General features: G+C 59.9%; 9 protein-coding genes and 1 tRNA gene. All 10 read right to left on the bottom strand.

Going from position 1 to position 14,194, the window contains the following annotated elements:
• Positions 1-176 precede the first annotated feature (176 nt).
• A complete protein-coding gene (locus ACOYO3_RS02560; RefSeq protein ID WP_002517572.1) occupies positions 177-4,058 on the bottom strand; it encodes a DNA-directed RNA polymerase subunit beta' in 3,882 nt (1,293 codons plus the stop codon).
• Positions 4,059-4,226: 168 nt separating this feature from the next.
• Complete coding sequence (locus ACOYO3_RS02555; protein WP_002517564.1) at positions 4,227-7,706, bottom strand: DNA-directed RNA polymerase subunit beta; 3,480 nt, start codon at positions 7,704-7,706, stop codon at positions 4,227-4,229.
• A gap of 297 nt (positions 7,707-8,003) precedes the next feature.
• Positions 8,004-8,396: a 50S ribosomal protein L7/L12 gene (gene rplL / locus ACOYO3_RS02550; RefSeq protein WP_002514890.1), complete on the bottom strand. Its 393-nt coding sequence runs from the start codon at positions 8,394-8,396 to the stop codon at positions 8,004-8,006.
• Positions 8,397-8,409: 13 nt separating this feature from the next.
• Positions 8,410-9,024, bottom strand: coding sequence for a 50S ribosomal protein L10 (rplJ, locus tag ACOYO3_RS02545; protein WP_002516081.1), 615 nt, complete (start codon positions 9,022-9,024; stop codon positions 8,410-8,412).
• Positions 9,025-9,452: 428 nt separating this feature from the next.
• A complete protein-coding gene (rplA, locus tag ACOYO3_RS02540) occupies positions 9,453-10,151 on the bottom strand; it encodes a 50S ribosomal protein L1 (RefSeq protein ID WP_002515965.1) in 699 nt (232 codons plus the stop codon).
• Positions 10,152-10,240: 89 nt separating this feature from the next.
• Entirely contained in the window at positions 10,241-10,672 is a 432-nt protein-coding gene (rplK, locus tag ACOYO3_RS02535; protein ID WP_002525163.1) for a 50S ribosomal protein L11, read from the bottom strand.
• Between the two features lie 129 nt (positions 10,673-10,801).
• Positions 10,802-11,713: a transcription termination/antitermination protein NusG gene (nusG, locus tag ACOYO3_RS02530; RefSeq protein WP_002516053.1), complete on the bottom strand. Its 912-nt coding sequence runs from the start codon at positions 11,711-11,713 to the stop codon at positions 10,802-10,804.
• A 23-nt stretch (positions 11,714-11,736) separates the two neighbouring features.
• A complete protein-coding gene (gene secE, locus ACOYO3_RS02525) occupies positions 11,737-12,387 on the bottom strand; it encodes a preprotein translocase subunit SecE (RefSeq protein ID WP_002515969.1) in 651 nt (216 codons plus the stop codon).
• A 93-nt stretch (positions 12,388-12,480) separates the two neighbouring features.
• Positions 12,481-12,553, bottom strand: a tRNA-Trp gene (locus ACOYO3_RS02520).
• A 283-nt stretch (positions 12,554-12,836) separates the two neighbouring features.
• Positions 12,837-14,102, bottom strand: coding sequence for an aminotransferase class I/II-fold pyridoxal phosphate-dependent enzyme (locus ACOYO3_RS02515; protein ID WP_002516082.1), 1,266 nt, complete (start codon positions 14,100-14,102; stop codon positions 12,837-12,839).
• Positions 14,103-14,194: the final 92 nt, after the last annotated feature.

Here is a 14,194-nt window from a genome sequence, read left to right as displayed (position 1 = left end):
ATCCCTGGCGAGAGAACCACCATCATGCTACATGATATTGATAGTCTTTCGCATTAATAGCTCAAGCCTCCACCCCACGAAGCTCCAAGGCCCTGCTTACAACCTCCCGCCTCATGCAAAAAGCCTCTCCTCCCTCACATGAGGGAGGAGAGGCTCGCAGTCGGCGTTGATAAACCTCAGCCCAGATCGCCCAAGTCCAAGTCATCCAGCGGAACAGCCTCGCCCGATCCCGAACCGAAGTCGTAATCGAACGGGTCATAGTTCATCGTAAACGCAGCAGCCTTGGCCTCCGCAGTCGGCTCCACCCGCATATTGCGGTAGACCTCCAAACCAGTACCGGCCGGGATGAGCTTACCGAGGATGACGTTCTCCTTAAGACCAACCAAGGTGTCCGTCTTGCCATTGATCGCGGCATCAGTGAGAACCTTAGTGGTCTCCTGGAAGGAAGCCGCCGACAACCACGACTCGGTAGCCAACGAAGCCTTGGTGATGCCCATCAGCACCGGCCGGCCCTCGGCCGGACGACCTCCCTCAGCAACCGCCTTACGGTTAGCAGCCTCGTAAGCACCGCGGTCCACGAGCTCACCTGGCATCATCTGGGTGTCACCCGACTCAATGACGGTGATCCGGCGCAACATCTGGCGAATGACAATCTCAATGTGCTTCTCGTGGATACCGGCACCCTGGGTGTTGTAAACCTTCTGCACCTCCTTGACGAGGTACTCCTGCACCCGACGGACACCGGAAATACGCAACACATCCTGCGGATCGGCGGTGCCACCCATGAGCTGCTCGCCAGCGGCGACTCGCACACCGTCGCGGATAACGCGGTGGGTACCGTCGAGATCAAACTCGAGACGGGCACGGCGCGGCACGACGTACTCGACGTCGTCCTCACCGTCGTCACGTACCAATACGAGCTTGCGGCGGTTGTCGGATTCGTCGATACGGATGACACCCGCAGCCTCAGCCAGCGGCGACTTACCCTTCGGGCTACGGGCCTCGAAAAGCTCGACGACACGGGGGAGGCCCTGGGTGATGTCGTCACCAGCAACACCACCGGTGTGGAAGGTACGCATCGTCAGCTGGGTTCCGGGCTCACCAATCGACTGAGCGGCGATAATGCCAACAGCCTCACCGACGTCGACCAGATGACCGGTCGACAACGAACGTCCGTAGCAGCGAGCGCAGCAGCCCTGGGCAGCAGTGCAAGTAAGCACAGAGCGCACCTTGATCTGCGAGATTCCAGCCGCGATGAGCCGAGAAATCTCCTCATCACCAAGGTCAGAGTTGGCCTCCACCACAACATTGCCGTTAGCATCGACGGCGTCAGCAGCCAGGCAGCGGGCATACACCGCAGTGTCCAGCCCCTCAACACGCACCAGATTGCCGTTGCCATCGTCAACAGCAATCGTCTTGGGCATACCGCGGGTAGTGCCGCAATCGTTCTCCCTCACGATAACGTCCTGGGAAACATCGACCAGACGACGAGTCAGGTAACCCGAGTCCGCGGTGCGCAGAGCGGTATCGGCCTGTCCCTTACGACCACCGTGTGTGGAGATGAAGTACTCCAAAACCGTGAGGCCCTCACGGAAGTTCGACTTAATCGGGCGAGGAATAATGTCACCCTTCGGGTCAGCCACCAGGCCACGCATAGCGGCAATCTGGCGCATCTGCGTCATACTGCCTCGAGCACCCGAATCCACCATCATGTGAATCGGGTTGGTCTGGGTGAAGTTAGCCTCCATGGCGGCGGTCAGCTCGGCAGTGGCCTCGGTCCAGATCTGGATCAGATCCTGACGACGCTCCTCCTCGGTCACGGCGCCACGGTCGTACTCACGGTCGACCTTGGCAGCGCGAGTCTCATACCCAGCCAGGATCTCCGGCTTGGTCGGCGGAGTCTGGACATCACCGATGGAAACGGTCACGCCGGACAAAGAACCCCACTTATACCCGATGTCCTTAAGGTTGTCGAGGACGTGCGCCACTTCGAGCTGGGTCATGCGCTCGCTGAGGTCATTAACGATCTTGCCGATCTGCTTCTTGCCAACCAAGAAATCAACGTACGGGTAGTCGTCCGGAAGTACCTCGTTAAACAGCGCCTGTCCGAGAGTGGTATCGAGGATCACCGAGCCGTCGGCGCGAACCGTCTCGTCGTGCGGCGGCACAATGCCCTTAAGGCGCAGCTTGATCTTGGCACCAATCTCGAGCTCGCCAAGATCGTGGGCCATAATGGCCTCCGCAAGCGAGGTGAAGGCACGCCCCTCACCCTTGAGACCGTCAAGGGCCATCGTCAGGTAGTAAGCACCAATGATCATCTCGTGCGAAGGCAGAGCGACCGGGCGACCATCAGCTGGCTTGAGAATGTTGTTCGTCGACAACATGAGGACGCGGGCCTCAGCCTGGGCCTCAGGGCTCAACGGCAGGTGCACAGCCATCTGGTCACCATCGAAGTCGGCATTGAAGGCCGAGCAAACGAGCGGGTGCAGCTGGATAGCTTTACCTTCAATGAGCTGAGGCTCGAAGGCCTGAATACCCAGGCGGTGCAGCGTCGGTGCGCGGTTCAGCAGAACCGGATGCTCCTTAATGACCTCCTCGAGGACGTCCCACACCACCGGACGTTGACGCTCAACCATGCGCTTAGCAGACTTCACATTCTGAGCGTGCTCAAGGTCAGCCAGACGCTTCATGACGAAAGGCTTGAACAGCTCCAACGCCATCGTCTTCGGCAAACCACACTGGTGCATCTTGAGCTGCGGACCGACGACAATGACCGAACGGCCGGAGTAGTCGACGCGCTTACCAAGCAGATTCTGACGGAAACGGCCCTGCTTGCCCTTAAGCATGTCCGACAGCGATTTCAGCGGGCGGTTACCCGGACCGCTCACCGGACGCCCACGACGACCGTTATCGAACAGCGAGTCGACAGCCTCCTGGAGCATTCGCTTCTCGTTGTTAACGATGATCTCCGGGGCGCCAAGATCAACCAACCTCTTGAGGCGGTTGTTTCGGTTAATGACGCGACGGTAAAGGTCGTTGAGGTCCGAGGTGGCGAAGCGGCCACCGTCGAGTTGCACCATCGGGCGCAGGTCCGGCGGGATGACCGGCACGCAGTCCAGCACCATAGCCTCCGGCGAGTTACCGGAATCGAGGAAAGCCTGCACCACCTTAAGGCGCTTAAGGGCGCGGGTCTTCTTCTGGCCGCGACCAGTCTTGATAATCTCGCGCAGCTTCTCAGACTCACTCTTGAGGTCGAAATCGTGCAGACGACGCTTAACCGCCTCGGCACCCATCGAGCCCTCAAAGTACTTGCCGAAGCGCGACTTCATCTCGCGGTAGAGAATCTCGTCACCCTCAAGGTCCTGAACCTTGAGGTTCTTGAAGCGATCCCACACCGCGTCCAGACGATCAATCTGGCGCTGAGCGCGGGTTTCAATATGCTTGAGCTCCTTCTCGGCACCGTCCTTGACCTTGCGCCGCACGTCAGCCTTGGCACCGTCGGCCTCGAGCTGAGCCATGTCTTCCTCAAGCTTGACCCGGCGGGCCTCCAGCTCGGAATCACGACGCTGCTCCAGCCGCGACCGCTCGGTCTGCACCTTGGCCTCCAGCGACGGAAGGTCACGGTGGCGAGCCTCATCGTCGACGGCGGTGATCATATAGGCCGCGAAGTAAATGACCTTCTCGAGGTCCTTCGGAGCGATATCGAGCAAGTACCCCAGACGGGAGGGAACCCCCTTGAAATACCAGATATGGGTCACCGGGGCAACCAGCTCAATATGTCCCATACGCTCACGACGCACGTTGGAGCGGGTCACCTCGACCCCGCAGCGCTCACAGATGATGCCCTTGAAGCGGACGCGCTTGTACTTGCCGCAGTAGCACTCCCAGTCCCGGGTCGGTCCGAAGATCTTCTCGCAGAACAGGCCGTCACGCTCGGGTTTGAGGGTGCGGTAGTTAATGGTCTCGGGCTTCTTGACCTCGCCGTGGCTCCACGCACGGATCTGGTCGGCCGTGGCCAGGCCGATCTGCAACCGGTCGTAGTAGTTGGTGTCCAGCACGATTGTTCTCTTTCCCCCACTCGGGTGGGTGGTAGCCCCTCCTCGTCAGGAAGGGTTCCAGTCGGGGTGTCTGTGTGAGTCGGGTTGTCCGGGCCCGTCCCCACCCCCGTCAAACGGACTGTGTTCAGGGGTCGGGGGCAACGCCGTCACCCCCGACATATGGGCAGGTCAGTCGGCCATAGCGTTGTCGGCACCAGGACGACGCCCAATGTCGATACCCAGACCAGACCGGGTGTCTTCCTCAGAGCCGCGCAAGTCGATCTCTTGGCCCTCCGAGTTGAGCACCTCCACATTCAGGCAGAGTGACTTCATCTCCTTGACGAGCACCTTGAAGGATTCAGGGATACCCGGCTCAGGAATGTTCTCGCCCTTGACGATCGCCTCATAGACCTTGACACGGCCTGGAACGTCATCGGACTTGATAGTGAGCAGCTCCTGCAAAGCCCAAGCGGCGCCATAGGCCTCCATGGCCCACACTTCCATCTCACCGAATCGCTGACCACCGAACTGGGCCTTACCGCCAAGCGGCTGCTGGGTGATCATCGAGTACGGGCCGGTGGAACGGGCGTGGATCTTGTCGTCAACCAGGTGGTGCAGCTTCAGCATGTACATGTAGCCGACGCCCACCTTCGAGGGGAAGGGCTCGCCGGTACGGCCATCGAAGAGGGTCGCCTTACCGTCGGTGTCAACGAGCATCTCGCCATCGCGGGTTGGGTGGCCGTACTGCAGCAAACCGGTGATCTCCTGCTCGGTGGCACCGTCGAATACCGGGGTGGCCAGACGGGATTCCTCAGGAATATCAATGAGGCCAACCTCGCGCAGACGCTCGGCCCAATCACCCTCGGCCTGGGTGATATCCCAGCCGGAGTGAGCGATCCAGCCCAGGTGCATCTCAAGAACCTGCCCGACGTTCATTCGGGAGGGCACACCCAACGGGTTGAGGATGATGTCGACAGGGGTGCCGTCCGGCAGGAACGGCATGTCCTCGACAGGTAGAATCTTCGAGATGACGCCCTTGTTACCGTGGCGTCCGGCCAGCTTGTCACCGATGGAGATCTTGCGCTTCTGGGCGACGTAGACGCGAACCATCTGGTTAACGCCCGGCGCCAACTCGTCACCGTTCTCGGTGTCGAAGATGCGCACCCCGATGACAGTGCCTTCCTCGCCGTGAGGAACCTTAAGGGAAGTATCACGGACCTCGCGGGCCTTCTCACCGAAGATCGCGCGCAGCAGACGCTCCTCAGGGGTCAGCTCGGTCTCGCCCTTCGGAGTGACCTTGCCAACCAGGATGTCGCCAGTGCCGACCTCTGCACCGATACGCACGATGCCGTTCTCGTCAAGGTTGGCCAGCATATCCTCGGAAACGTTCGGAATATCCCGAGTAATCTCCTCAGCACCCAGCTTGGTATCACGAGCGTCGACCTCGTGCTCCTCGATGTGGATCGAGGTGAGAACGTCATCAGAGACGATCCGCTGGGACAGAATGATGGCGTCCTCATAGTTGAGGCCTTGCCAAGGCATGAATGCGGCCAACATATTGCGACCGAGGGCAAGCTCGCCGTTGTCGGTCGACGGGCCGTCGGCCAGCGGGGTGCCAACCTCAACGCGCTGCCCCACCTTGACCAGCGGACGCTGATTAATGCAGGTACCGGCATTCGAGCGGCGGAACTTTTCCAGCTTGTAGGTCTGGTAAGTGCCGTCGTCGCAGGCGATGTCGATAAGGTCAGCGCTCACCGACAGCACCGAACCGGCCTTCTCAGCAAGAGTGACATCACCGACGTCAACCGCACAACGGTATTCCATACCGGTTCCGACGAATGGAGCCTCAGTGCGCACCAGCGGCACAGCCTGACGCTGCATATTCGCGCCCATGAGGGCTCGGGAAGCATCGTCGTGCTCGAGGAATGGGATGAGAGCAGACGCCACCGACACCATCTGGCGCGGGGACACATCCATGTAGTCGACCTCGGAGCTGGGAACCTCGTCGGCCTCACCGTGGCGCTGGCGCACCAGCACACGATCGTTGGCGAAATGGCCATCGTCATCAAGCTTCGCGTTGGCCTGGGCAATGACGTGACGATCCTCTTCGTCAGCGGTCAGGTAGACGACCTCATCGGTAACATGCCCGTCAACGACCTTGCGGTATGGGGTCTCGATGAACCCAAAAGCATTGACGCGAGCGAAGGAAGCCAGCGAACCAATCAGACCAATGTTCGGACCCTCAGGGGTCTCAATCGGGCACATACGACCGTAGTGCGACGGGTGAACGTCACGGACCTCCATGCCGGCACGGTCACGAGACAAACCGCCGGGGCCCAAGGCCGACAGGCGACGCTTGTGGGTCATCTCGGCCAGCGGGTTGTTCTGATCCATGAACTGCGACAGCTGGGAGGTTCCGAAGAACTCCTTGATCGCCGCCGTCACTGGGCGGATGTTAATCAAAGTCTGCGGGGTGATGGCCTCAATGTCCTGCGTAGTCATGCGGTCACGCACGACGCGCTCCATACGGCTCAGACCGGTACGCAACTGGTTCTGGATCAGCTCGCCGACGGTACGCAAACGACGGTTACCGAAATGGTCAATGTCGTCGGGCTCAACGACGATGTCGTCCTGTCCCTCCCGCGGCAGAATCGCGGTGCCCTCGTGCAGGGCGCACACGAAGTGGATAGCAGCGACGATGTCGTCGACCGTCAGAACCTGCTGATCGAAGGGCAGGGACAGACCGAGCTTCTTGTTGATCTTGTACCGACCAACCTTGGCCAGGTCGTAGCGCTTCGGGTTGAAGTAGTAATTCTCGAGCAGCTGCTGCGCGGCGTCACGGGACGGCGGCTCGCCAGGACGCAGCTTCTTGTAGATGTCAAGGAGAGCTTGATCCTGAGTCTCGACGCCATGGTCCTTCTCAAGGGTCTGACGGATCGACTCATGAGTGCCGAACTCCTCGAGGATCCGGTCGGCAGTCCAACCGAGGGCCTTAAGGAAGACGGTCACGTTCTGCTTGCGCTTACGGTCCAGACGGACGCCGACGGTGTCACGCTTGTCGATCTCGAACTCGAGCCAGGCGCCACGCGACGGGATCACCTTACAGGTAAAGATGTCCTTGTCGGAGGTCTTGTCGGCAGTCTTTTCAAAGTAGACACCGGGGGAACGCACCAACTGGGACACCACGACACGCTCAGTGCCGTTGATAATGAAGGTGCCTTTGGAGGTCATGAGCGGAAAGTCACCAATAAAGACCGTCTGAGACTTAATCTCCTCGGTCTCATTGTTCATGAACTCCGCAGTCACGAACAGTGGGGCTGCGTAGGTGGTGTCGCGGTCCTTGCACTCGTCAACGCTGTGCTTAGGATCTTCGAAACGGTGATCCCGGAAAGACAGGGACATCGTCTGGGAGTAGTCCTCGATCGGAGAGATCTCCTCGAAAATCTCCTCGAGCCCGGACTTGGTATTAATGTCGGTACGCCCCTCTGCAAGGGCGGCGTCCACACGGGACTGCCATATCTCGTTGCCAACGAGCCAGTTAAACGACTCGACCTGAAGATCGAGAAGGTTGGGAACTTCCAACGGCTCGTGAATCTTGGCGAATGAAATTCGTCCCGACTGGGGCGAAATGGCGCTGGTGTTCTTCGACGCGGTACGCGTGGCGGCCAATGTGCGGTCCTTCCGAGAACTCCTACAACCGACCTGTCGGCCGGTCTGGGGGCATGACAAACCGCCCATGTCAAGCATGGGCGATCGCTGGCAATGGTGCAATGAGCTATTGTAATACGCCTTATTACTTTACCGCAAGTCCACGCCAGCTAGCCTTCACCACGGAGGGAACTCTATAAGGCAACGATCTCCTCTTCACTGAGACCTGGCCGTGATGGGGGTTTACCTGCCAAGCACGTGGGGCCACCCTCAAAGAGGAGTGGCCCCACGTAATGAACTTTGTAAGCAGTCACATGCTCACTTGAGGGTGACGGTGGCACCGGCGGCCTCAAGAGCCTCCTTGGCCTTCTCGGCGTCCTCCTTCTTGGCCTTCTCGAGGACCGGCTTCGGGGCGCTCTCGACGAGGTCCTTGGCGTCCTTCAGGCCCAGGCTGGTGAGGCCACGGACCTCCTTGATGACCTGGATCTTTTTGTCGCCGGCCGACTCGAGGATGACGTCGAACTCGTCTTTCTCCTCCTCGGCAGGAGCGGCCTCGCCACCGGCAGCCGGAGCACCGGCAGCAGCGACAGCCACCGGGGCGGCGGCGGACACGTCAAAGGTCTCCTCGAACTGCTTCACGAACTCAGAGAGCTCGATGAGGGTCATCTCCTTGAAAGCGTCAAGGAGCTCTTCGTTGCTGAGCTTCGCCATGATCGGCGTCCTTTCACTCGTTGGTGTTGTCCTGGGCGGCGGACGCCTCAGGGGTCTCGGTTGTCTTGGGCTCCTGGTCGGAAGCCTCTCCAGCTCCACCGATCACAGACGGCTCGGCAGCAGCCTTCTCCTGCAAAGCGCCCAGGCCGCGGGCGGCCTTCGACGGCAGGGCGTTGAAGACCACAGCGGCCTTCGTGAGGTTGGCCTTGAGGCCACCGGCGAGCTTGGCGAGGAGGACCTCGCGGGACTCGAGATCGGCGAGCTTCTTAACCTGGTCGGCGTCAAGGACGTTACCGTCCATCACACCGCCCTTAATGACCAGGAGCGGGTTGTCCTTTGCGAAGTTCTTCAAACCCTTGGCCACGGAGGCCACGTCACCGTTAATAAAGGCGAGGGCGGTGGGGCCGACGAGCTGGTCGTCGAGTCCCTCAATACCCGCCTCCTTGGCGGCAATGCGGGTGAGGGTGTTCTTCGCAACAGCGTAGGTGGCGTCACTCCCCAGTGAACGGCGCAGATCCTTGAGCGCCGACACGGAGAGACCGCGGTACTCGGTCAGCACGGTGGCGCCGGCCGAAGAAAACTTCTCCTTCAGCTCGGCGACCGCAGCGACCTTGTCAGGCCTAGCCATTGGGTCTCCTTCCCACTTCTCGTACGTCGCGCTGGCAGTCTGGACTGCTAGCGCCGGAGCCGTAGGGAGGACAAAAAGAAACCCCGGTGCGCAGGCGCACGACGGGGTAATAAATCATCTCGGCGTTCACCTGCGCGGGCCATCCATCGCTCCGGATGCTTGGCGGGAAACCCCGACCAGCGGTCTACGGCAACTCATACAGAATAGCTGGCTGTAGGTGGAGTGCCAAATTACCGGATAAGACAGCTCCAATCGCCCCAATAACATGTCCATCTGTGGATGCGCCCAGAAACTCCCCAGTGTGATGACGCCATGACCACCATGGTCACGTCCACACGTTTGGCTGAGGCACACCTGGGCAGGCGGTGGCTCGCGGAAGACGCAAAGACGGCCCCCGCAACGTCGTTGTGGGGGCCGTCAACAGTCAGTCAGTCTGCGTCGCGAGCGGCGACAGGATCGATCTGCACACCGGGACCCATCGTCGAAGAAACGGTAATTTTACGCAGGTAACGACCCTTAGCGGCGTTCGGCTTAAGACGCAAGATCTCGTCGAGAGCAGCGAAGTAATTCTCGGCCAGCTTCTCCGACCCGAAGGACACCTTCCCAATAAGGAAGTGAAGGTTGGCGTAACGATCGGTACGGAACTCGATCTTGCCGCCCTTAATATCGGAGACAGCCTTAGCGACATCCATGGTGACAGTACCGGTCTTAGGGTTCGGCATCAGGCCACGCGGACCGAGCACGCGTCCCAGACGGCCAACTTTGCCCATCATGTCCGGGGTAGCAACCACGGAGTCGAAGTCCAAGTACCCGCCCTGGACCTTGGCGATGAGATCGTCGTCACCGACCTCGTCGGCGCCCGCCTCGCGGGCAGCCTCGGCCTTCTCACCGGTAGCAAAGACGAGGACCCGTGCCGTCTTGCCAGTGCCGTGAGGAAGGTTGACGGTACCGCGAACCATCTGGTCGGCCTTCTTGGGGTCGACGCCGAGACGGATAGCCACATCGACGGTCTCGTCGAACTTGGCCGACGCGCCGGAAGCCACCAGGGCCAGAGCCTCCTCCGGGGAGTACAGCTGGTCGAGGTTCACCTTCTCAGCGGCTGCGCGATATGCCTTGCTGCGCTTCATATCTGGTTCCTTTCACCAGGTGTGGTGAGGGCAGCGCGTGCCCCTCCACAAAAATTGTTTGTGGGAAAACTGTCTGCGGGTTGGGCGCCTCAGACCTCAACCTCGACGCCCATGGACCGAGCAGTACCAGCCACGATATTCATGGCCGCCTCAATGTCGTTGGCATTGAGGTCTGGCATCTTAGTCTCGGCGATCTCACGGACCTGATCCTTGGAGATCTTGCCAACCTTGTGGGTCGCCGGGTTCTCCGTGCCCTTCTTAATTCCGGCAGCCTTCTTAATGAGCTCAGCAGCCGGCGGGGTCTTGAGGACGAAGCTGAACGTGCGGTCCTCGTAGATGGTGATTTCGACCGGGACGATGTTTCCACGCTGTCCCTCAGTCTGAGCGTTGTAGGCCTTGCAGAACTCCATGATGTTGACACCATGGGGGCCAAGAGCCATACCAACGGGCGGGGCCGGGGTGGCCTGTCCCGCTTGCGGTGCGACCTTGACGACGGCCGCTACTTTCTTCTTAGCAGGCATGTTGGGTCCTTCTTTCGGTGGTGACGACACCGGTCGGTGCCGTCAGTGTGAGTCCGAGTGTGACGAGCACCCGGACGCAGACGCACCGGCCAAGTCTAAGCAACTCGGCCGGTGGGGCCAAAATCAGGTTCAGATCTTCTCAATCTGGTTGAACTCGAGGTCCACCGGGGTGGAACGGCCAAGGATCTCAACCAGAGCCTTGATGCGCTGGTTATTCGTGTTGATCTCCGTGATCTGGGCTGGGACACCAGCGAAAGGACCATCAGTGATCTGCACCGATTCGCCGACCTCGTAATCGGCAACCTCAACCTTTGGCTTAGCCTTCGGCGAGGAAGTTTTGTCAGCGTTCTCACGACTAATCCTGGCGACAACCGACGGCGTCAGCATCTTGACGACCTCATCAAAAGTTAACGGGATCGGAGTGGTGGATTGCCCGACGAACCCGGTCACCGACGGGGTGTGGCGCACGATACCCCACGAGTCGTCAGTGAGGTCCATCCGCACCAGCACGTAACCAGGCAAATACACCCTGGTGATCGTACGGCGCGCGCCGTTGCGGATCTCGACGACCTCCTCGGTCGGGACGACCGTTTCAAAGATGTAGTCCTCCATGTTGAAGTTCTGCACCCGAGCGTCCAGGTTCTGTTTCACCTTGTTCTCCATGCCGGAGTAGGTGTGCAGCACGTACCACTCGCCGAACTTCGAGGACAGCTCACCGCGCAACTCTTCAATGGCAGCGTCAACGACATCCTGATTATCAGCATTATCAGCTTCAGAAGACTCATTCTCGTCGGCGTCTTGCTCATCGTCAGCAGCCTGACCGATGCCGAGGTTACGGGCGATGTCATCATCTGAGGCCTCGGCAGGCTCGTCGTCACCAAGATCAAGGTCGATCTCGGGCTCCTCAGCAGAGTCCTCCTCGCTGAGGTCCCCAAGGTCGATCTCGACCTCGTCGTCCTTCTCCTCGGCGGTGTCGGGGGTTAACGCGTCAAGGTTAATCTCGACGTCGTTAGTTTCACTGAAATGGGGGCTGTCACTCACAGGTCAATTCTCCAATGTGATCGTCAGTGGCCAAAGAGCTTGATGACGACCCATCCGAAGACGACGTCCAAGCCACTGACGTAGGCGATGATGAGCAGAACAAAGACGAGGACGACGAGGAAGTACTGTCCCAGCTCGTCGCCACTAGGCCACTTGACCTTGCGCAACTCAGCAACCGACTGCTTAGTGAAGGTCACCGGGCCAATGCGTTGCTTGCCCTGATCGGCGGGCTTATGGTGAGAACGCTCCTTGCGAACCGGAGCTTTCGTCAGCTTACGCTTCGGCTCGGGGCCAGCAGACTTAGCCGCAGACGCGGTAGCGGGCTCCTCATCAGCCGCGCTAGCTTCCTTGCGCACGGGCTTGCCGCGGCGGGCTGGTTTGCCAGCAGAATCCTTCTTGCGCACCGGCCGGGAAGAACGAGCTGACGCAGCGACCTCCTCCGCTCCTTCGAGCTGGTCGGGGTCGTCAATAACCATATCTTCGGGATCGGCCTTATCGGGAGTCTTATCGACGACATCGTCTGGGGTCGTCAACTCTTCAGCCTCTGGGTCGACAACGTCGTACTCGTCAGTCTCCGGAAGGTTGTTGGATGCCAGATCCTCGCCCCTTGGAGACAGCTCGCCCTTGACGGAAGGATCGTCTCCGTCGCTGAGGTTTCGCTTCTCGTCGGTCACGCTATTCCTTCGGGTCCTGCCTGACGGTTGGTGCCGTGGACCAGGACTTCGCCACGGCTGCGCACCAGGGATACGCCCCGCACATGCGTCTCGCAGGGCACGAGGGACTTGAACCCCCAACCTGCGGTTTTGGAGACCGCTGCTCTGCCAATTGAGCTAGTGCCCTTCGGCGATGCCTGGGTGACAACGCCAGCACAGGGAGTATAGGAGAGAACTCGGTCCCGCGTCGAATTAGGCACGATAGAAGCCTACAGAACTTCCGTTCAACCATCCATCGGGTGGTGGCCGCAGTCATTTCAACTACGCGGTCGTCGTGGTCCACGAACATGCCCCTTCCTGCTGCCAACTCAGCGCAGTCGTTGGGCATCAGAAATATGACAGCGGCCGCGCACCGTTACCGGGTGCAGGGCCGCTGTAAGCCTTTCATCAGGCTGCTTTTGTAATCGGCTTCAGCCCTTCAGCAGCTTCTCGCTAGCTGCGAGCAAGACGCAAGTCGACACACCCTCCATGGCCGCACGCAGCTCGTCCATGCCAGGAAACGACGGGGCCAGACGAATCGTGCGATCGTGCGGATCGCGGTGCAACGGGTGAGACGCTCCAGCTGGTGTCAACGCGATACCAGCTTCCTTGGCCAGGGCAACAACTCGTGACGCGGTACCGTCCATAACGTCGAGGGTGATGAAGTAACCACCAGTCGGGTGAGTCCAGGATGCGACACCACGTCCGCCCAGACGATGAGTGAGGACCTCATTAACGACAGCGAACTTCGGGGCAAGGATCTCGCGATGGGCACGCATGAGCTTGCGGACCCCCTCAGCGTCACGCAAGTACTGCGCATGACGCAATTGATTAACCTTGTCAGGGCCAATCGAGCGGACTGCTGCGTGTCCCAGGTACCAGTCGAGGTTGGCCTTAGAAGAAGCCAGGAAGGAAACGCCGTCACCAGCGAAGGTGATCTTGGACGTTGAGGCCAGCTCGAAAACACGGTCCGGGTTGCCCGCTTCCTCAGCCCACTGGAGCACCGGCAGGGCAGGGTGCTCAGTGTCGGTGAGGTGGTGCAGGGCATAGGCGTTATCCCACCAGATACGGAAATCTGGCGCTGTCGGCATGGATACCAAAGCCCGGACTGTGCGCTCGTCGTAAATGGCGCCATTCGGGTTGGCGTACATCGGCACGACCCACATGCCCTTGACCAACGGATCGGCAGCTAGCTTCGCAACCTCGTCGACGTCAGGGCCATGCTCTCCCAGCTCCACTGGGATCATGTCAATACCCAGATGCTCGCAGATGGCAAAATGCCGGTCGTAACCGGGAACGGGGGCGATGAACTTGACGTTCTGGCCGGACCAGGGTTTCTGTCCGGCAATACCGTGAACGAAAGCGAACATCGCCAGATCATGCATGATCGACAAACTGGAATTGTCGGCAGCAATGATGTGGTCGACGTCGACGCCCAACAACTCACCGAAAATACGGCGAATCTCAGGGAGACCTCGGTTACCGCCGTAGTTACGAACGTCGCGGCCGTCCTCGGCATGAGAAGAGACGTCAATCGTCAGTAAGTCTGCGTTGAGGTCAAGCTGAGCTGGAGAAGGCTTGCCACGGGTGATGTTGAGACAGACACCACGGGCGACGAGGTCGGCATGCTCGCTGCTCAGCTGCTGATGCAGGGCGGACAGGTCATCGTGGGACAGGTCAATCAACGGGGTGGTCATGCTCCTAATTCTGTCCCCTCGCCAGTTCAGGACAACACGCGACCCTCCAGCCCTGCTGCAGTAAGGCTTGAAGGGTCGTGGCGTCTGGCAAT

Origin of the sequence: Cutibacterium sp. KBN10P07758 (genome assembly GCF_050286205.1) — a bacterium.
Taxonomy (GTDB): Bacteria; Actinomycetota; Actinomycetes; order Propionibacteriales; family Propionibacteriaceae; genus Cutibacterium; species Cutibacterium acnes.
Note: the sequence above shows the minus strand (reverse complement) of the source record. Positions and strands in the feature narration are given on the sequence as shown.